The following is a 19514-nucleotide window of genomic DNA, read 5'->3' on the forward strand; positions in this document are numbered from 1 at the left end:
GAGGCCGGGAACCGCGCCGAACCCCGGCACCTGTCACATCAGGGCGGCCGCGACCAGGGCAGCCGCGCCCGCGAGGCACAGCGCGGCGACCACCAGCAGGAGCACGCCGATCCAGGCGCCGGAGCGCCGAGCCGCCGGGGAAGGCGGCTGCGCGGTCGCGGGCCCGGACGGCGCAGCCTGCCCCGGATGCGGTGGCAGGTATGACTGGGGATTGCGCCGCGTCGGATCGTGCATGAACTCCTCGGTGGAGGCATGCCGCGCTCGCGGGCTCGGACTCGGGTCGGAGGAGAGAGTCGGGTTCGGGGCGGACCGAGCCGTGATCCGTTCGTGCAGCCCGGGGGCCAGCCCGGCGAGGCTCTCCGGGCCATCCAGCGGCACCTCGGGGAGGTGGCCGGCCTCGACCTGATCGGCGACCACGAAGCGCTCGCCGGCGGCCGTGCGAGACCACTGCGCGGGTGGAGCGGACGGCGGGGCGATGGCGTCCCGGGCCTGCGCGGCCGCCGGGCGCCCGGTGGGGTCCGCCTCGAGCATGGCGCACAGCAGCTCCCCCAGCGGACCGGCCGCAGGGTCGGCGCTGCCGGCGAGGGCGCGGGCGGCTCGGTCCGGAAGGGTTGCCACGCCGACCCGCTGCCGGGGCGGCAACGGGTCGAGGGCCTCCAGGGCGCAGGCCGCTGCCGCCCAGACGTCCTGCGCCGCTGAGCTGGCCTCGCCCGTGAGCACTTCGGGTGCCATGAATCCCGGGGTGCCGTGCACGAGTCCCGTCTCCGTCAGCCGCACGTCCGACTCGTGCAGCGCGATACCGAAGTCGGCCAGGAGAAGGTGCGGTGCCGCATCCCCCGTGCGGTCCAGCAGCAGGTTCGCGGGTTTCACGTCCCGATGGACCCATGAGGAGTCGTGCATCGCCGCGAGGGCGTCGAGCAGCTGCCGCAGCAGGTGCGCGACCAGCGAAGGGGCCAGAGCGCCGTGGTCGGCCAGCGCCCCGGCGAGGGTGCCGCCGTGGACCAGGGGCATCACCAGCACGACGGTGTCGTCCTCGGCGACCCACGTGTAGGGCGGGAGCAGGTGGGGATGCTTGCCGAGGCCCTGGGCAGTGCCGACGGTCTGCTCGCGCACGAAGCGCAGCACCTCGGCGCCGTCCCGCTGGCGCATGACCTTCGCCGCGCAGATCGCCCCGTAGCGGCGGTCGATGGCGCGCCACAGCGACCCGGAGGCGCCGCGGGCAAGAGGATCGAGCAGCTCGATGCGGCCTGCGATGACATCGGACATGATGGTGGTCATGCTAGAGCACTCCCCGCGAGCGTCCGCCCCGGCCCCGGCGGCGCTGATCGTGGCACTGGCCATGGCGCTCGTGCTGCTCGGTGCGGCGCCCGCCGCGCTCGCCGATCCCTCGGACGAGCCGACCCCGCCGGAGCACGCCTATGCGGCCGACGGGCAGGACGTCCAGGGAGGGGCCTCCCTCGCCCAGGCCACGACGGTGGCTCCCGGGATCCATCGTGATTCCTTCGAGCGCGGCGCCGAGAGCACCTCCGAGGAGGGCACCGTGAAGTACTACCGGGTGGCCGTCGAGGACGGCCAGCGCGTGCATGCGGCCGCGACCATCGTGGCGCCGCCCTACCCGGATGGCCGGCCCGAGGACGACGAGGGACTGGGCCTGGCCATCGGCTTCCGCACCGCGGGAGGCGATACCTGCACCGGCGATAGCGACGCCGCCGGGGAGGACATGACCGGGGACGGACCGGTGACGGCCTGGGCCGTCTCCGAGGCGGTCGGTCCCGACGGCTGCTCCGGCGAGGAGCTCTTCCTGCGGGTCGCCCGGCAGGGATCACGGGCGGCCGACGAGCCGCTTCCCGTGGAGATCCAGGTCGCGATCCAGCCGCCCGGGATCGGCGGCGGCGCTCCCGCGGTGGACGAGGAGGTCGAGGACGACGGCGCGTCCCCCGTCTCTCCCGTCGACGACCAGCCGATCGAGCTGGGTCGGTCCTTCGCCGCCGCCACCCCGCTCGAGCCCGGATCCCACGTGGTCGAGCTCGTCCCCGGGGAGACCGGAATGGTCTCGACACAGGTCCGCGAGGGTCAGCGCCTGCGCTGGCGCACGGAGGTCACCGCACAGCCCGACGGCGGCAAGGACGTCCTCGCGCTGCGGGCCTTCAACGCCGCACGTGAACAGGTGGCGGTGGGCGGCGGCTCCTGGGCGGCCTACGACGGCGACCCGATCGCCGGGGGCGGCATGGCCGCCCCGGTGGATCTGGGCAATCGCAGCTCGGAGCTGCGCGCGGTGCAATCCGCCTGGCTGCCGGGGACCCACACGATCCAGCTCCAGCGGCTGCAGCTTCCGGCCGACGCGGAACCCGGCGCGGAGGAGCCGCTGAGGCTGATCCTCACCCTCGAGGTCGAGGGAGAGGTCGCGCCCGACGCCGTCGAGGGCACCGTGCTCGAACTGGGCGAGACCACCTCGCAGCGTGACGGACTGTTCGGGTCCGCCGGCGGCCTCGGACGCGTCGCCATGTTCGTGGGCGCCGGCCTGCTGACGGTGACGGCACTGGTGACCGGGGTGGCCGGCATCCTGGTGCTGCGCCTGCGCCGTCGCTGAACCGCGCAGTCGCCGACCCCGTTCAGCCCGCCCAGGCCCTCCACAGCCGGGCGTACTCGCCGCCCCGCGCCACCAGCTCCTCGTGGCTGCCCTGCTCGACCACCCGGCCGTCGGCCATCATCAGGATCCGGTCGGCGACCATCGCCTGGGACAGGCGGTGGGCCACGATGATCGTGGTGCGGCACCGGGCCACCTCGAGCGCCGCCCGTTCCAGCACCCGGGCGCCGGAGGAGCCTTCGTCGGCCGTGGCCTCGTCGAGCACCAGCACGGCGGGGTCCTGCAGCGAGATGCGGGCCAGGGCCAGCTGCTGGGCCTGCTCCGCGGTGAGGCGCTCACCCTTCTCCCCGACCTCGGTGTCCAGGCCGTGGGGAAGGCGCTGCGCCCAGATCCAGGCGTCCACCCGGTGCAGCGCCGCCCACAGCTCCTCGTCGCTCGCCCCGGGCCGCGCCAGTCGCAGGTCCTCCCGGAGCGTGCCGCGGAAGACGTGCACGTCCTGACTGACGATCGAGGCGTGGCCGCGCACCGCGTCGATGTCGGCCCGGGCGAGGTCGGCGCCGCCGTGCAGCACCGTGCCGTGGCGGGGGACCAGGGTGCCGGCGAGGATCGCCGCGAGCGTCGACTTGCCCGCCCCGGAGGCTCCCACCAGGGAGACCACCTCACCCGGGGCGATGTCGAGGTCGATCGGATGCAGCACGGTCCGCTCCCGGCCCTCGTCGTCGGTGCCGTAGGCGTGGGAGACCTGCTCGAGGCGGATCGAGGCGTCCTGGGGGCGTTCCTCGCCCGGGGAGGCGGCGGGGTCGATCGAGGAGATCACCCCGACCATGCGCGACAGGCTCGCGACGGCGGACTGCACCTCGTCGAGGTTGAAGATGACCGCCATCATCGGCCAGAACAGACTGACCAGGTAGATGCCGGCGGCGGTGACCACGCCGATCGGCGCTCCGGCCACGTGCACCATCACGAATCCGAGCCCGAGCACCAGCAGCAGGGCCAGGTTCTCCGGAATGGCGATGAAGGCCACCAGGCGGCTGACCAGGAACATCACCCGCATGTTCAGCACCGAGGCGGTCTCCGAGAGCACCGCGACGTGCCGGGTCTCGCGGCGCTCGATGCCGTAGGCGTGCACCGTGGGGATGCCGTGGATCGCGGAGAGCAGCCCCTGGGCGCGGGCGCCCATCGCGATCCGCTCGCGGCGGTACAGGGGTGCAGTGCGCCGCAGATACCACAGCGCCGCCAGCGCGTACATCGGCACCACCAGCACCACCAGGATCAGCAGCCACGGGGACAGGGTGGCCATGCCGACCATGGTCACCATCACGTAGAAGCCCATCTGGATCAGTGAGGGCACCAGGTTGTTCACGGCACGCGCGGCCACGTCGACGTCGTCGGCGACCCGGGAGAGGGCGTCGCCGATGCCGGAGCGCTCCATGGTGTGCGCGGGCAGGTCCAGGGCGCGGTCGATGACGTCCTCGCGCATCCCGGCCAGGATCCGCTGTCCGAGCGCCGAGACCATCGACCAGCCGGCGGCGGCCAGCACCGCCTGGATGATGCCGACGCCGAGGACCTGCGCGCCGAGCCACCATGCCGCGGCGGGGTCCCCGCCGCCCGCGACGACGTCGACCGCCGCGCCGATCAGCCGCGGCAGGATGGCCGCCGCGATGGCGCCGCCGATCGTCACCGCCGCGGTGGCCAGCGCGGCCAGACGGTGCTCGCGGAGCCTGCCGAGCATGAACCGCGTCGCCTGGCCGGCGCCCGCGATCGGCAGCAGCTGGGCGTGCTCGGCGAGCTGGTGCTGGGCGGTGGCGTCATCGCCCAGGACCTCGTCCACCGGGCGCGTCCAGTCGAGGTCGTGCGTCGGCGTGCCGCGCCTCGTGGTCGCGCTCATCGCTGCACCATCTCCCGGTAGTCATCACGGTCCATAAGCTCGAGGTGCTCGCCCTCGGCGACCACCTCGCCGGCGCGCACGTACACCACGCGGTCCGCCTCCCGCAGCAGAGCGGGGGAGCGGGCGAGCACCAGCGTCGCCCGGTCGCTGCGGCGGCGGGCGGCGACCAGGGCCTCGGCGATGTGCTGCTCGGTGACGGCGTCGACCGCGGTGGTGGGGTCCTGCAGCACGAGGACGGGGGTATCGGCCGCGACGGCGCGCGCGAGGGCGATGCGCTGGCGCTGGCCGCCGGAGAGGTTGGAGCCGCGATCGAGGATGCGCGACTCGTACCCGTCGGGCAGGATCCGCAGCAGGTCCTCGGCGCCGGCGGCATGCAGGGCGGCATCCGCCCAGGAGTCGTCGCTGCCGTCGGTCGCGGCGGTCTCCGGGGCGCGGGTGGCCAGCTGCTCGCGCAGCGTCCCGTCGAACAGATCCACCACGTGCGGCTCCACCAGCAGGTCCGCTCGCAGGCTCGCGCGCTGCTCCGGGACGATCGGCCGCTCGCCCAGGGACGCCTGGAGGCCGTCCCCGTCGCCCAGTCCGCTGACGGCGTCGATGATGGCGTCGGCATCGGCCACGTCGGCACAGGCGACCGCGACGAACGTGCCGTCGGGCACGGAGATGTCGAGGCTGCGGCCATGGCCCCGGTTGCGGATGTGCAGACCGCCGGCCGCGCCGCGCCGTTCCCGGCGGGCGGCGGTGCCCTCGCCGCGGTCATCGCGCCCGACGGAGAGAGCTCTGAGCGTCAGAGCGGGATCGTCGACCTCGCGGCCGAGGTCGGCGAACAGGTCACGGACACGACGGGCGGATGTCGACATGCTCGCCCACCACACCGGCATCCCGGAGAGCCCCTGCAGCGACCCCATGACCTGGCGCGCGACGCCGACCACGGCGATCAGGGCGCCGATGCCCAGGTCACCCTGCAGCCCGCGGACGGTGGCGATGACGACGACGGCGGCCAGCATCGCCCCGGTGACCAGCGTGGTCAGGCCCGAGGAGAGACCCGAGTAGCGGGCGTTGACCAGCGCCGCCTCCAGCGCCACGCGGGAGCGGCGGCGGTAGTGGGCGCGGGCCCGGGACTGCACGCCCAGGCCCTGCAGCACCCGCAGTCCGTGCACCAGGTCGGTGGCGGTCGCGGCGGCCTCGGCGGCCTGGGTCTGCTGGGCGTCGTAGCGCTGGGAGAGCGTCGGGGTGATCACGCGGATCACGACCACCATCACCACGATCCCGATCAGCATGGCCGCTCCCAGCCACACGTCCTGGAATCCCATCCACACGGTGGCCCCGAGGATCACCATGCCGGCGGGGAATCCCCACGGCAGCAGGTCGAGCACGTCGGAGGCCTTGTCGGCGTCGGACGTCGCGATCGAGAGCACCTCGCCGGCCGGACGCCGGATCCGCCGGGAGGCCGGGTCCAGCACCGCGCCGGTCAGGCCCACGCGCAGACGGTGGCGCTCGTACATGCAGGCCTTCTGGCTCGCCAGGAAGGTGTAGATCCACAGCAGCATCCCGCCCAGGCGCACCGCGATGATCCCGAGCGCACCGAGCAGGGTGAAGGCCAGGTTCCCGCCGACGATGCCGCGGTCGATGACCACGCCGAGCAGGATCGGCAGCAGCATCTCGGCGCCCTCGGAGATCGTCGCCAGCGGCAGCACCTTCGCAAGCATCCGGCGATGGTTGCGCAGGATCGAGGCCATCACCCCGGGGCGTCGTGCGGCCGGGGCGGCAGGGCTGCGGGCAGGGGGAGCTGCGGCGGAGGTCTCCGCCGTCGACGAGGTCACGGACACCTGATAGATCCAACCCCGGCGACGCCGCAGGTGCAACGTCTTTTCCGCAGCGACTTTCCGCGGCGACGGCCCGCAGTGACAGAATGAGCGGCATCACCCCCGAGCACGAGGAGCTGTCATGTCCGCCCGCACCGTCGAGCTGTTCGTCGACCCTGCCTGCCCCTACGCCTGGATGACCAGCCGCTGGCTGCTGGGTGCCGCCGAGGTCCGCGAGGTCACCCCGAAGTTCTCGGTGATGTCTCTCTACGTGCTCAACGAGGGCCGCGACCTCGATCCCGACTACCGCCGCAGCACGGATCAGAACTGGGCTCCCGCGCGCCTGGCCATCGAGATCTCCCGCATGCACGGGGACGAGGCCTTCGCCCGCTGGTACACCGCCTGGGGCGAGCGGTTCCACGTCGGCGGCGACAAGGACCGTCGGGCGGTGGCCGAGCAGGCGCTGGAGGCCGCGGAGCTGCCGGCCTCGCTGATGGACGTGTTCGACCCGGTTGCCGACGACGAGACCGACACCGAGCTGCGCGCCTCCCACGAGCGGGCCATCTCCATGGTCGGCCAGGACGTCGGCACCCCGGTGATCTCCTTCGGCGAGGGCACCGCGTACTTCGGCCCCGTCGTCTCCCCGGCCCCGAAGGGCGAGGATGCCGGCCGTCTGCTGGACGCGATGGCGACCATGGCCACGCTCGAGGGCTTCTACGAGCTCAAGCGCACCCGCAGCGGCGGCGTCGACTTCAGCTGAACCGAACCGGACCGAACCGGACCGGCCTGACCCAGAGAGGCACATCCACCCCCATGCGCGTGCACATCGGCACCGACCACGCCGGCTTCGAGCTGAAGAACCGCCTGATCGCGGCGTTGCAGGACAAGGGCCACGAGGTCACCGACCACGGTGCCCACGAGTACGACGCCCTGGACGACTACCCGCCGTTCTGCACCGACGTCGGCGAGGCCGTGGTCGCCGATCCCGGCTCCCTCGGGATCGTCATCGGCGGTTCCGGCAACGGTGAGCAGATCGCCGCGAACAAGGTCACCGGGGTGCGTGCCGCCCTGGTCTGGAACGAGGACACCGCGCGCCTCGCCCGCCAGCACAACGACGCCAACGTGATCTCCGTCGGCGCTCGCCAGCACACCGAGCCCGAGCTGGAGGCGCTGATCGACCTGTTCCTGGCCGAGCCGTTCTCCGGCGAGGAGCGTCACCAGCGCCGTATCGACCTGGTCGCCCGCTACGAGGAGACCGGCGGCTACGGCGATCCCGCCGGCGTCGCCGCCCCCTCGGCGCCGTAGTGCCGGAGGGGCACACCGTCCACCGGCTCGCCGCGGCGCTGAGCCGCGGCTTCGGGGGCGAGAGGGTGCGCATCTCGAGCCCGCAGGGCCGCTTCGCGGAGGCGGCGCAGGTCGACGGCATGGTGCTGCTGGCCGCCGAAGCGGCCGGCAAGCACCTGTTCCTGGCACTGGCGCCCTCGGCGGACGTGGACCCGGACTCGCCGGTGGTCCGGCACATCCACGTCCACCTCGGCCTGTACGGCTCCTGGACCTTCGCCGGCGATCCCGGCTTCGCCGACGCCCACGCGATCGGCGCACCGCGCGTGCGCCTGGGCGAGCAGGCGGAGGAGCTGGGGGACGACGGCGTGCTGGACTGGCGGCGCCTGGTCCCGCGGCCGACGGTGCGGCTGCGCCTGGTCGGCGCTCGCGGGCTCGCCGAGCTGACCGGTCCCACCGCCTGCGAGGTGCTCGACGGGTCCGGCCGGCAGGCCGTCCTGGACCGACTCGGCCCGGACCCGCTGCGGCCCGACGAGGACGGCGGCGACCGGCGCCGGTTCGTGGAGGCCGTGCGCCGCTCCCGCACGGCCATCGGAACGCAGCTGATGGACCAGAAGGTCGTGGCGGGCATCGGCAACATCTACCGCGCGGAGCTGCTGTTCCGGGCGCGCCTGGACCCGTTCGTGCCCGGCCGGGATCTCAGCGCCGGCATGCTCGATCAGATGTGGACCGACCTGGCCGCGCTGATGGCCTACGGGGCGCGCACCGGACGGATCGTCACCACCCAGCCCGAGCACCGCGACCTCGAGGCCCGCATCGTCGAACGCTCCCGTGGCACCCGCCAGAACGGCGACGAGGACCCCTCCGTGGTGCCGCGCGAGAAGTCCTTCTACGTCTATCACCGCCAGAGCCTGCCCTGCCGGCTGTGCGGGACGACCATCCGCTCGCGCGACCTCGCCGCCCGCACCGTGTTCTGGTGCCCGAGGTGCCAGAGCGTGCGCAGCCGCCGGGCGGCCTGGACGCGCGAGCACCCCGCGGCAGAATGGGCGCTGTGAGCTCTGCGCCCGCACCCCCGCCCCTGCCTCTGAACGCCTCCGGCCACCTGCCCGTGGGCGACGGGCACGAGATCTGGTGGGAGGAGAGCGGCACACCCGACGGCGTGCCCGTGCTCTACCTCCACGGCGGCCCGGGGAGCGGACTGAGTCCCGGGTACCGCCGCAGCGCTCCCTCTGATCGCTGCCGGATCGTCGGCCTCTCCCAGCGGGGCGCCGGGGCCTCGACCCCGTCGGCCGGAGCCCCCGGTCCCGTCGACCTCGGTGCGAACACCACCGCGCACCTGGTCGCCGACATCGAGGCACTCCGCGAGCACCTCGGCATCGACGCCTGGATCGTCGAGGGCGTCTCGTGGGGCAGCACGCTCGCCCTCGCCTACGCCCAGGCGCATCCGGACCGGGTGCTCGGAGTGGTCCTCTTCGCCGTCACCAGCACCTCGCGGCGCGAGGTCGACTGGATCACCGAAGGGATCGGAGCCGTGTTCCCCGAGGCCTGGGATCGGTTCGCCGGCTTCGCCGAGACGCACGGCGACTTCGATCGACGCGACACCTCACCGGCGCGGGTACGACTGGTCGAGGCCTACCGTCATCTGCTCGAGGGCGACGATCCCGATCTCGTCGACGCCGCGGCCGAGGCCTGGATGACCTGGGAGGACGAGCACATCCGCATCGGCACCGGCTCCACCGAGATCGCGACTCCGCCCGCGGACCTCACCGACGAGCAGCGACGTGAGCGCCGTACCATCGCCCGCCTCGTCACCCACTACTGGGCCCACGACGGGTTCGTCGCCGACTGGGCCGCGCGCTGGGGCGGCGTGCCGGGTGCCGGCCTGCTGGGCGGTATGGGCCGCCTGGCCGGCGTCCCGGGCGTGCTGATCCACGGCCGACGCGACGTCTCCGGCCCCGCCGTGACCGCGTGGGAGCTGCATCGTGCCTGGCCGGGCAGCGAACTGGTGATCATCGAGGACGAGGGCCACGGTGGGCCGCGGATGGTCGAGCAGTGGCGGGCCGCCGTCGCGCGACTGGCGGCGACGGCGGGAACGCCGCAAGCTCCCGAGCAGTAATGTGGTGACCATGCCTGAACCCGTGATCCACCCAGCGGCGTCGGCTCCGGACCCGGAGACCGGCGCCGTGCTGCGACGCTCCGTCGTGCCCGACATCGACCCCCGCACGCTCTACCTGCTCGCGAAGCTCCGCCAGGACGTCTTCACCATGGAGCAGAAGGCCACCGACCCGGACCTCGACGGTCGCGACCTCGAGGCCACGACCACCCTGCTGTGGATCGAGGTGCCCGGGCCGGAGGCCGAGGCCGCCGGGCTGGAGCGCGAACCCGCCGCGCACATCCGCGTCCTCCACGAACCCGGCGGCGTGCTGCGCATCGGCCGGCTCGCCGTGCGGGCCGCGAACCGTCGCGACGGCTTCGGGCGCCGCATCATGCGCGCGGCGCTGGACGTGGCCCGCGAGCAGGCGCCGCAGGCCGAGGTGCGCATCGACGCCCAGGCCTACCTCGAGACGTGGTACCAGTCGATGGGCTACGAGACCGTCGGCGGCCTGTTCATGGAGGCAGGCATCGAGCACGTGCCGATGGTCTACCGCCATCCGGCGGACTGATCAGTCCTCGCGTCGGGCCGCGTGCTCCTCGATCAGCGTGATCATCTCGCCGCGCTCGAAGAACCGGGCCGTCTCCAGCGCGTCCGGGGAGCCCAGGCCCGGGTCCGCCCCGGCCTCGAGCAGTGCCACGGCGACGTCCGTGTAGCCCTTGAACGCGGCCCCGGCCAGCGGGGACTGACGGCGGTCGTTCAGCAGGTCGACGTCGGCCCCGCGGGCGGCGAGCTCGCGCACCAGCTCGGCGTGGCCGTGGTAGGCGGCGAGCATGAGGGCGCTGTTGCCGGAGGCGTCGCGCAGATTGGCGGGGGCGCCCCGGTCGATCAGCGGCAGCAGGCCGTCACCGTCCCCGCGCCGAGCGGCATCGAGCATCGAGTTGGCCAGGGCGATCACCTCCTCGTCCTCGGAGGCGGGCACGTCGGGCCGGGTGGAGGGCTGGGGCTGGATGTCGTCGTTCACGGTGCCAGGCTAGACCAGCAGCTCCGCGATCGCGGGCCAGATCAGCAGCGCCACCGCGATCGCCGCGCCGAGCACGTCGGCCGGCCCGAACCGGCTGGGTTCGGTCCAGGTGCGCCGCGTCGCGGTCGCGAAGCCGCGGGCGTCCATCGCCAGCGCCTGCTGCTCGGCGCTGCGCAGGGTGTCGACCAGCAGGGCGAGCGTCGCCCCGGCCAGCAGCCGCGGCGAGGCGGCCGTGCCCAGCCCGCGCTGGATCCGGGTGCGCAGGATGATCTCCCACTGCCGCCCGAGGTGCCCGACTCGCACCAGCGCGACCACGGAGGCCGCGACCGGCCTGGCGGGCAGTCTCAGCCGGCCTCCGAGGGCGTCGCCGAGGGCGGTCACCTCCACGCTGCCCAGGGCCAGCACCCCCGGCGCGACGAACATCATGATCCGGGCCGCCTCCTTCAGCCCCAGCAGCCAGGCGTCCCCGGACAGCGCCGGCGCGTCCCCCAGCAGGGCGGTGGTCCAGGCCAGCCCGGCGGCCGAGAGCAGGATCGGGGTCAGCCGCAGCGCCGCGCCGCGCAGCGTGCGCACCGCCAGTGGGCCCAGCAGCACCAGCGGCAGCAGCGCGAGCAGACCGCCCTGCCAGGTCTGGATCGCGAACGAGCCGATGGCGGCGAGGATGCCGATCAGGCAGAGGGTCAGCGGGTTCAGGGCGTCGGCCGGGATCCGGCGGCGCGGCGGGGGAGGATCCCCGTGCTCTGAACCCGGCAGCTCGATCCGGTGATCGGCCCGGGCGATGAGCTCGGGGTCGTGGGTCGCGGCCAGCACCGCGCCGCCGCGCGCGGCGGCCTCCTCGAGCAGGTCCAGCACGGCGCCGCGGCGGCGCGCGTCCAGCCCGACCGTCGGCTCGTCGAGGACCAGCAGGTCGGGCTGCTGGGCGAGGGCGGCCGCGAGTGCGGTGCGGCGCTGCTCCCCGCCGGAGAGCCGGTAGGGGTTGGCCCCGGCGAGATGGGCGAGGCCGGCGCGCTCCAGGAGCTCGTCCGCGAGGTGCTCGTCGTCGGCCCACGGAGAGGCCAGCAGCTCCTCGCGCACGGTGGCGGCGACGAATGAATGCTCCGGATCCTGGGGGACGACGGCGATGCGCTCGCGATCCGGGCGCCGGACGGTGCCGGTCGCGGGGCGCATCGCCCCCAGCAGGGCGCGGACGACGGTCGTCTTGCCGGCGCCGCTGGGCCCGGTCAGCACCGTCAGCTGCCCGGCCCGCGCCTCGAGGCCGACGGGGATCGTGACGCCCCGGCGCGGCACGGTGACCTCCTCGAGGGAGGCGACCACCGTCCCGGGATCGCTCCCGCTCGGACGCCGCGGAGACGGCCCGGCATCCGCCGGCGCCTCCCGCCCCGCCAGCACTCCGGCCTCCTCGAGCAGATCGCTCTGGGCGGCCAGCACCGTCCGCGGGTCCCCGTCGGCGAGGATCCGGGCCTGCTCGCCGAGGACCACCAGGCGGTCCACGTGATCCAGCCAGGGCTCGATCCGGTGCTCCGCGACGACCAGGGTGCGGCCCTCGGCGCTGGCCAGGATCGCCGAGCGCACCTGCTCGGCGGTCTCGGCGTCGAGCATGCTCGTGGGCTCGTCCAGCAGCAGCATGTCCGGGCCGAGCGCGAGGGCGCCGGCCAGGGCGATGCGCTGCTGCTGCCCGCCGGAGGCCTCCAGCGGGTCGCGCGAGGGCTCCAGGTCCACCTGCGCGGCATCCAGCGCCGCCGCGGCGCGCCGGTGGATCTCCGGCCGGGGCAGGGCCGCGTTCTCGGGCCCGAAGGCGGCATCGCGGCCCACGGTCGCGGCCACCAGCGCGTGCGCGGGATTCTGCAGCAGCAGGCCGCGCTCTCCGGGCCGGGACGAGACCGCCATGTGCCCCGAGAGCTCGCCGGCCTCCTCATCGAGAAGACCGGCGAGGGCGCGCAGCACCGTCGATTTCCCGCTTCCGCTCGCGCCGGCGAGCAGCACGCGCTGACCGGCGGGGATGCTCAGGTCGAGGTCGGCGACCGTCGGCTCCCGCCGCGAGTTCGGGCGCCAGCTGACCCGGGACAGCGCAAGCGCGGCCCCGGCGGCGGACTCCCTGGTTCTCACGCCGCAGTCCTCACGCCGCGGCGGCGCGGGCGTGCTCCCGTCCCGCGGCGAGTGAATCCACCGCGCCGGTGGCCACCAGGGCACGGGTCGCGGCCCAGCCCAGGCCGCCGCCCAGCGCGGCGCCGGAGACGAGGAAGAACCCGAGCAGGATCAGGGCGAAGGGCCAGCTCATCTCGGGGTAGTAGGCGAAGCGCTCCCAGATCCATTCCAGGCCGCCGGCGAGGACTCCGCCGAGGACCGCCACCGGGAGCGTGAAGCGGCGGTACGCGGTCAGCGCGACGGCGAGCTCGACGCCGCCGCCCTGCAGCAGGCCGGAGACCACGGTGCCCCAGCCCCACTGGCCGCCCAGCAGCATCTCGAGGCATGCCGCGATCATCTCGGCCAGCAGCGCCGCGCCGGGCTTGAGGACGATCAGGGCGGCGAGGACGGCGGGCAGGAACCAGATGCCCACCAGCAGACCCTCGGCGGGGCGGAACGCCATCGTCAGCGGGCTGATCAGGGTGTAGAGCTGGCCGTACCCCAGGAACGCGACGCCGAAGGCTGCCCCGATCATGACGGTGACCAGCAGATCAATGGTGCGAAAGCGTGTCATCACTTCTCCTTCCTCTCACGGAAGGGGCGCACGGCATCATCGATGCCGCACGGATATCCCGACTCCCTACGCCGGTGTGAACCGGATCAGGTTCGAGGGTCTGCGCAGGTTCGCGCACTCTCAGCACCCCGTTGGTGCTCCCCTGTCAGTGGATGACCGGCACTCAGGATACTCCCTCGGCGGTGGCGTCAGCGCCGCGCCCGGATCGCCTGGTCGATGGCCGCGGCCGTCGCCTCGGGGTCCTCGGGCGTCAGCAGATACCCGGTGCCCTCGCGGCCGACGATCTCGACCATGGTCCCCGGCCGGGTGACGACCATGCGGTAGGACTGCCGCGTCTCACCGCCGGTCAGCAGCTTCCGGTCGCCGACGGGCCGCAGCTCCTCGGGCCGGGCGGGGGTCACCATGCCGCGGCGCCATCCGTAGCCGCCGAGGCTCGCCCCGACGGCAGGCTGCGGCACGATGCGGTACTGGACGGTGCGGAAGCCGGCCAGCGGCCACGTCGGGCGCGGCAGGAAACCGCCGAGGCTCACCGTAAGGCCGCGGTCGTCGACGATGAAGCGCGTGTGCTGGCCCATCCAGGTCCACAGCGCCAGCAGTGCGAACACCCCGGCGGCCGGCGGCACGGCGGCCACGAGGCCGCGCTGGGCCAGCACCAGCGCCAGGACCGCACCGAACAGCAGGGTCAGGGCGATGCGGGTCCACCCGACCCAGGAGGGCCTGGTGGTGCCGACGTAGAACGGCGCCTCGGGCCTCACGGGATCCTCACCGTCGTGCTCACCAGATCGACACCCGCTCCTCGGGGGCGCGGTACATCCCGTCGCCCTCGCGCACGCCGAAGGCGCTGTGGAACTCGTCGAGATGGCCCGCGACCGTGTTGCAGCGGAACTCCATCGGCGCGTGCGGGTCCACCGCGAGCCGGCGGATCGCCTCCTGCGTGCGGTTCTTGCCCCGCCACACCGTCGCCCACGACAGGAAGATGCGCTGCAGACCGGTGTACCCGTCCAGCTCGGCCGCGGCCTCCTCGGCGGACCTGCTGGCCAGGTACGCCTTCACGGCGATGGAGAGACCGCCGAGGTCGCCGATGTTCTCGCCGATGGTGAGGGCGCCGTTGACGCGGTGGGAGTCGTCGAGGTCGCGCGGGGAGAGCTCGGAGTACTGGGCGATGAGGGTGGCGGCGCGGTCGTCGAAGGCCTGACGGTCCTCGGCCGTCCACCAGGTGACCAGGTTGCCGTCCCCGTCGTACTTCGAGCCCTGGTCGTCGAAGCCGTGGCCGACCTCGTGGCCGATGACCGCGCCGATGCCGCCGAAGTTCACGGCGTCCTCCGCCTCGCCGTCGAAGAACGGCGGCTGCAGGATGGCGGCGGGGAAGACGATCTCGTTGCGCCCGGGGTTGTAGTAGGCGTTGACCGTCTGCGGCGTCATGTGCCACTCGGTCTCGTCGATGGGGCCGCCGACCTTGGCGTACTCGTAGTCGGCGTCGAAGCGGCGTGCGGCGCGCGCGGTGGCGACCAGGTCGCCGGGGACCACCTCGAGCCCGTCGTACTCGCGCCAGCGCTCGGGGTAGCCGATCTTGGGGGTGAACTTCTCGAGCTTGGCCAGCGCCTTCTCCCGGGTGGCCGGCGTCATCCACTCCAGGGTCCCGATCGAGCTGCGGTAGGCCTCCAGCAGAGCATCGACCAGTGCGGTCATGCGCTCCTTGTGGGCCGGCGGGAAGTGGCGGTCGACGTACTCGCGGCCGACGGCGAAGCCCACGGCGCCCTCGACGAAGGCGACGCCGCGCTTCCAGCGCTCGCGCAGCTCCTCGGCGCCGGAGAGCACCTTTCCGAAGAAGGCGAAGTCCTCCTCGACGATGGCCGCGGGCAGGTAGGGGGCGTACGAGGAGACGGCGTGGAGGGCCAGCCAGGTGCGCAGCACGGCGAGGTCCTCGCCGGCCAGCAGCTCGGCAGCGGCGGAGACGAACTCGGGCTGGCCGACCGAGACCACGTCGAAGACCGATTCCGGGGCTCCGGTGCCCTCGATGTAGGCGGTCCAGGGGAAGGCCGGGGCCAGCTCGCGGCGCTGCGCCTCGTCCATCGGGTTGTTGGACTTCTCGCGGTCGCGCAGGCGCACGACGTCGACGTGGCATCCGGCCAGGCGGGTCTCGAAGTCCATCACCGCGGTGGCCTGTGCGGCCGCATCGCCCTCGACCAGGCCCTCGCGGCCGGGCAGGCCGGTCAGGCGGGCGAGAGCGGCCAGGTGCTCGGTGTAGGCCTCGCGGATCTGCCCGTAGTGCTCCTCGCGGTAGTAGGACTCATCGGGCAGGCCGAGCCCGCCCTGATGCAGTTTGACCTGGTAGCTGGAGGAATCGTGGTCGTCGGTCCACACGTAGGCCAGCAGGGCGCTCGCGCCCGAATCCGGGGCGGCCATGGTGCGGGTGATGGCCTCGAGGTCGTCGGCCGCGGTGATGGAGCTCAGCATGTCCTCGAGGGGCGCGGTACCGGCCGCCTCGATCGCCTCGGTGTCCATGAACATGCGGTACAGCGCGCCGACGCGGCCGCGGTCGGTGACGGGTGCTCCCTCGGCGGCCCCGTCTCCGGTCCCCGCCGCCTGCTCGACCTCTGCCGCCGCCTGCTCGACGATCTCCCGCACCCGCTCCTCGGAGAGGTCGCGCAGCTGATGGAAGGCTCCGTCGCTGGAGCGGTCCGCCGGGATCCGGTGCTCGCGCAGCCATCGCCCGTTGACGTGGCCGAAGAGGTCGTCCTGGAGGCGGATGCCCGGATCGACCTGGTCGAGGACGAGGCCGGAGTTCACGGTGGTCTCGGACGAGGGGGCAGTGGTCATCATCGCTCCTGCGGGATCGGACGGAGGGGACAGGTGTGGGGTGCGCCGTCAGGGGGTCGCCAGACCCAGCGAGGCGAGGGCGAGGGTCAGCAGGCCGATCACGAGCGGGGCGTACGCCCAGGGGGACCGGGAGCGCTGCGCCGGCGGCCGGCGCTGGATGACCAGGGTGGACAGGCCGGAGCCGACGGAGAGGACCGCGGTGCCGATGGCGAGGACCGGGGACATGATCACCAGGGCGGTCGCTCCCACCTGGAAGGCGACGGTGCCGATCACGTCCAGCAGCCGCATGATCACGGTGGAGCGGGCGCCGACGCGTCCTGCGAGCAGCGTCGAGACGGCGTCCTCGGACCATTGCGAGGGGCGCGCGATGCGGCGACGGGTCGCGACCGTCTGCACCGTGGCCAGGGCCAGCCACACGATGGCCGCGCCCGCGCCGACCCACACGCCGAGCTCGGCGCGGATGTCCGCCGGCCACAGCAGCATCGCCAGCAGCACCGCGGCCACGCGCAGCACCTCCTCGATCGTGCTGCGCACCGCGAGCAGCCCTGGGTTCACGGCCAGCTGCCGGCGGGTGCGCGCGACGAACAGGCTGGTCGCGACCAGGGCGAGCAGGTGCGAGGCGCCCAGGGCGACGCCCAGCAGGAGCACCACGGGGCTGGTGGGGGCCAGCGGCAGGATCGCCAGGAGCAGGACCACCCCGAGCACGGGGATGATCAGGGCGAGGATCGAGTAGCCCTGGACCAGGCCGCGCACCAGGTCGGCGCCTGTGGGCGGGTGGTCGTGGCCGGTGTGGTCGTGCGGGTCGGCGCAGGCCTGCTCCGCGGGCTGGCCCGTGGTGCCGGGGCGGCCGGAGGTGTCGGTCATGGAACTCCTTCGAAGTCCCTCTCAGGGTAGCGGGGCTCAGGAACCATTCCGGTCGGTGTGGAACGATGTGAGCGTGAGGACCGACGCTGCTGAGACCAGGGGACCAGGGCTGACCCCGGTGCAGCGCCAGCGCGCCATCGGTTCCGTGGTGGCGGCGGCCACGGGAGACGCTCTCGGCGCCCCGTACGAGTTCCACGCTCCGGTGGTGGCCTCCGAGGACATCGGCATGATCGGTGGCGGAGTGCTGGGCTGGCAACCGGGGGAGTGGACCGACGACACGTCCATGGCGATCGTGGTGCTGGAGGCGGCGATCTCCGCGTCGGACGGGCACGATCTGCGCATCGAATCCGCTCAAGATCACATCGCCCGCGAGTGGTACTCCTGGTCGCTGGGCACACCGGATATCGGCACGCTCACCTCGACGGTGGTGCGTCGCGCCGCAGACCTGGCGTGGGCGGACGGTCACTACGCGCCCAGGGCGGCGGACTTCCGCGCCGCGGCGGCCGGTGCGCACGAGGAGCTCCCGGCCAATGCCGGCAACGGGTCGCTGATGCGCACCCACGTCGCGGTCCTGCCCTACCTGCTCTCGTCCGACGACGACGTGGCCGACGCGATCGACGTGGTGTGCCGGCTCACACACGTCCATCCCGATGCCACCGAGGCCTGCATGCTGTGGGGCTTCGCGGTGCGCCACGCGATCCTCACCGGGGAGCTCGACGTGCGCCGCGGCCTGTCCCGGCTGGACGACGAGCGCCGGGCGCTGTGGATCGACCGCATCGAGGAGGCCGAGGCCGGGACCCCCGTCTCGTTCCGGCGCAACGGCTGGGTCGTCGGTGCGTTCCAGGCGGCGTGGTCCGCGATCACCGTGGTCAGCCCGATCCCGCAGGGCAAGTTCGACCAGCGCGACGCCATGGTCGCCGCCCTGGATGCGGCGGCCCGCGCCGGGTACGACACGGACACCGTCGCCTGCATCACCGGCGCCCTGCTCGGGGCCGCGCTGGGGCCGAAGTCGGTGCCGCCGGAATGGCGGCGCATGCTCTTCGGCTGGCCCGGCTACGAGGTCGACGAACTGATCGGCCTGGTCGACCAGGTGCTCGAGCCGATGCTCGCCCCTGCCGGCGAGGAGATCTGATCGTGTCGGAGCGAGGCTGGGATCTGCGCGTCCTCAGCTGGAACCTGTGGGAGCTCCGGGGCGACCTGCGGGCCGCGATCGAGGCGATCGTCGACCTCGAGCCCGACGTGCTGCTGATGCAGGAAGCGCCGCGGTTCGTGCTGCCGACGGCGCGGCTGGCCTGGTTCGCCGAGCAGACCGGACTGCGCGTCCTGGTCGGCGGCGCGGGCGGCCGGGGGCTGGCGATCCTGGCGAGCGACGAGATCGCCCGGCAGGTGATCCGGCGCGGCGCCCATCCCGTCGCCCAGCGGCTGAGCGACCTGAACTCGACCTACCCGCGTGGGGTGGCCGCCGTGCGGCTCTCGGTGCCCGGTGGCGGCGCGGTCGTCGTCTCCTCCACGCATCTCGCGCTGCAGGAGGAGAACCGCATCGCCCACGCCGAGCACCTCAGCGCGCTGGTGCGCGGGGCGGGCGCGCCGGTGATCGTCGGCGGGGATCTGAACGAGACGGCCGACGGTGCGGCCCGCCGCCTCCTCGCGCCGGTGCTGGAGGACCCTGCGGAGCCCTCGGAGCTCACCTTCCCGGCGGCCCGTCCTCTCCGACGGATCGACGCGGTGATGACCACGCCCGCGGTGCAGGTGCGCCGAGCCGGGGCGGTCACCTCGACGCAGCGGGTCGCCGCGGAGCGTCTGGCCGGCGCCTCCGACCATCTGCCGACGCTGCTGGACGTGACGGTCCGGGGCTGAGCGGCCGGGGCTCGCTGCGTCGATCCCGGTCACCGCACCGGGTGCAGACCCGTCCGCAGCGCGATGAGGTCGTCCTGGCCGCCGACATGACGGATCGCCACGCCGTTCTCGTCCCGGCCGACCACGGTGAGCTGGGTGCGGTAGGCGTCGATCGCGCGATGCACGGCAGCGCCCGTCCCGGGATGCTCCCGCCAGGAGATCCCGGTCTTCTCACCATCGGTCTCCTCACGGTCGGGCCGCTCACCGCTGGCGACCTCCACGAACGGGATCCCCGTGCGCCGGCAGGCCTCGAGCGTCACGTGGTGGGCGTGGACGTGGTCGGGGTGCCCGTACGAGCCGTCGTCGTCGTACCCGATCACCACATCGGGACGGACGTGCTCGAGGAGGGCCACCAGATCGGTCACCGCGTCCTCGAGGGGGCGATGCGTGAAGCTCGTCGGCCCCGCCGTGTCGGACGGGCCGGCGAGCCCGTCTCGCACCCACTGCATCCCCGAGTCGCGATACCTGCGTGGTGCGGCACCGGGGGCGAGGGCCGGAGCCGTGCCGAGCATGTGCCGTTCGGCGACGCCGAGCGCGTTCGTGGCGGCGTCGATCTCCGTCT

General features: G+C 73.6%; 18 protein-coding genes and 1 riboswitch. Of the genes, 8 read left to right on the top strand and 10 right to left on the bottom strand.

Annotated features, from left to right (window positions below):
- Positions 1 to 33: 33 nt before the first annotated feature.
- Positions 34 to 1278: a protein kinase domain-containing protein gene (locus AC5020_RS05250; RefSeq protein ID WP_464987480.1), complete on the bottom strand. Its 1245-nt coding sequence runs from the start codon at positions 1276 to 1278 to the stop codon at positions 34 to 36.
- Between AC5020_RS05250 and AC5020_RS05255 the strand changes: the two genes are divergently transcribed.
- Positions 1277 to 2590 carry a hypothetical protein gene (locus AC5020_RS05255; protein WP_464987481.1) on the top strand — a complete coding sequence of 438 codons (1314 nt, stop codon included), beginning with the start codon at positions 1277 to 1279 and terminating at the stop codon, positions 2588 to 2590. The genes AC5020_RS05250 and AC5020_RS05255 overlap by 2 nt on opposite strands.
- Before the next feature lie 22 nt (positions 2591 to 2612).
- On the opposite strand, the gene AC5020_RS05260 is transcribed toward AC5020_RS05255, so the two are convergent.
- Both AC5020_RS05260 and AC5020_RS05265 read right to left on the bottom strand, forming a co-directional pair.
- Positions 2613 to 4475 (bottom strand): ABC transporter ATP-binding protein, encoded by a 1863-nt coding sequence (locus AC5020_RS05260; RefSeq protein ID WP_464987482.1) that lies wholly within the window; start codon positions 4473 to 4475, stop codon positions 2613 to 2615.
- A complete protein-coding gene (locus AC5020_RS05265; protein ID WP_464987483.1) occupies positions 4472 to 6295 on the bottom strand; it encodes an ABC transporter transmembrane domain-containing protein in 1824 nt (607 codons plus the stop codon). Before AC5020_RS05265 ends, AC5020_RS05260 begins: the two co-directional genes overlap by 4 nt.
- A 124-nt stretch (positions 6296 to 6419) precedes the next feature.
- Here AC5020_RS05265 and AC5020_RS05270 point away from each other — a divergent pair, with 124 nt between their 5' ends.
- From AC5020_RS05270 to AC5020_RS05290, 5 genes are read left to right on the top strand one after another with little or no spacing between them, the layout of a single operon-like run.
- Entirely contained in the window at positions 6420 to 7037 is a 618-nt protein-coding gene (locus AC5020_RS05270) for a mycothiol-dependent nitroreductase Rv2466c family protein (RefSeq protein ID WP_377019112.1), read from the top strand.
- A gap of 53 nt (positions 7038 to 7090) precedes the next feature.
- On the top strand, positions 7091 to 7582 hold the full coding sequence (locus tag AC5020_RS05275) for a ribose-5-phosphate isomerase (protein ID WP_377794331.1): 492 nt from the start codon (positions 7091 to 7093) through the stop codon (positions 7580 to 7582).
- The gene (locus AC5020_RS05280) at positions 7582 to 8613 is read left to right on the top strand and encodes an Fpg/Nei family DNA glycosylase (RefSeq protein WP_464987484.1); all 1032 of its coding nucleotides are present in this window, start codon (positions 7582 to 7584) and stop codon (positions 8611 to 8613) included. Before AC5020_RS05275 ends, AC5020_RS05280 begins: the two co-directional genes overlap by 1 nt.
- The gene (locus tag AC5020_RS05285; RefSeq protein ID WP_464987485.1) at positions 8610 to 9674 is read left to right on the top strand and encodes an alpha/beta fold hydrolase; all 1065 of its coding nucleotides are present in this window, start codon (positions 8610 to 8612) and stop codon (positions 9672 to 9674) included. The genes AC5020_RS05280 and AC5020_RS05285 overlap by 4 nt, the downstream gene beginning before the upstream one ends.
- A 10-nt stretch (positions 9675 to 9684) precedes the next feature.
- Complete coding sequence (locus tag AC5020_RS05290; RefSeq protein ID WP_464987486.1) at positions 9685 to 10221, top strand: GNAT family N-acetyltransferase; 537 nt, start codon at positions 9685 to 9687, stop codon at positions 10219 to 10221.
- On the opposite strand, the gene AC5020_RS05295 is transcribed toward AC5020_RS05290, so the two are convergent.
- The 6 genes from AC5020_RS05295 to AC5020_RS05320 all read right to left on the bottom strand — a co-directional run bounded on the left by AC5020_RS05295 (position 10222) and on the right by AC5020_RS05320 (position 17056).
- On the bottom strand, positions 10222 to 10674 hold the full coding sequence (locus AC5020_RS05295) for an ankyrin repeat domain-containing protein (RefSeq protein ID WP_377019117.1): 453 nt from the start codon (positions 10672 to 10674) through the stop codon (positions 10222 to 10224). It lies immediately after the preceding gene.
- Between the two features lie 9 nt (positions 10675 to 10683).
- Positions 10684 to 12780 (bottom strand): ATP-binding cassette domain-containing protein, encoded by a 2097-nt coding sequence (locus AC5020_RS05300; protein WP_464987487.1) that lies wholly within the window; start codon positions 12778 to 12780, stop codon positions 10684 to 10686.
- A gap of 10 nt (positions 12781 to 12790) precedes the next feature.
- Positions 12791 to 13372 carry an ECF transporter S component gene (locus AC5020_RS05305; RefSeq protein ID WP_464987488.1) on the bottom strand — a complete coding sequence of 194 codons (582 nt, stop codon included), beginning with the start codon at positions 13370 to 13372 and terminating at the stop codon, positions 12791 to 12793.
- A gap of 46 nt (positions 13373 to 13418) precedes the next feature.
- Positions 13419 to 13526: riboswitch (TPP riboswitch) on the bottom strand.
- Positions 13527 to 13560: 34 nt separating this feature from the next.
- Positions 13561 to 14127 (bottom strand): glycosyltransferase, encoded by a 567-nt coding sequence (locus tag AC5020_RS05310; RefSeq protein WP_464987489.1) that lies wholly within the window; start codon positions 14125 to 14127, stop codon positions 13561 to 13563.
- A 19-nt stretch (positions 14128 to 14146) separates the two neighbouring features.
- Positions 14147 to 16192: a M13 family metallopeptidase gene (locus AC5020_RS05315; protein ID WP_494564396.1), complete on the bottom strand. Its 2046-nt coding sequence runs from the start codon at positions 16190 to 16192 to the stop codon at positions 14147 to 14149.
- Between the two features lie 48 nt (positions 16193 to 16240).
- The gene (locus AC5020_RS05320) at positions 16241 to 17056 is read right to left on the bottom strand and encodes a hypothetical protein (protein ID WP_377019122.1); all 816 of its coding nucleotides are present in this window, start codon (positions 17054 to 17056) and stop codon (positions 16241 to 16243) included.
- Between the two features lie 73 nt (positions 17057 to 17129).
- Between AC5020_RS05320 and AC5020_RS05325 the strand changes: the two genes are divergently transcribed.
- Positions 17130 to 18188 (top strand): ADP-ribosylglycohydrolase family protein, encoded by a 1059-nt coding sequence (locus tag AC5020_RS05325; protein ID WP_464987491.1) that lies wholly within the window; start codon positions 17130 to 17132, stop codon positions 18186 to 18188.
- Positions 18189 to 18190: 2 nt separating this feature from the next.
- On the top strand, positions 18191 to 18913 hold the full coding sequence (locus AC5020_RS05330; protein ID WP_464987492.1) for an endonuclease/exonuclease/phosphatase family protein: 723 nt from the start codon (positions 18191 to 18193) through the stop codon (positions 18911 to 18913).
- A 29-nt stretch (positions 18914 to 18942) separates the two neighbouring features.
- On the opposite strand, the gene AC5020_RS05335 is transcribed toward AC5020_RS05330, so the two are convergent.
- Positions 18943 to 19514 (bottom strand): PIG-L family deacetylase (locus tag AC5020_RS05335; protein WP_464987493.1); only part of this gene is annotated, 572 nt, incomplete at its 5' end.

It is taken from the genome of Brachybacterium sp. SYSU DS0246, assembly GCF_059391765.1.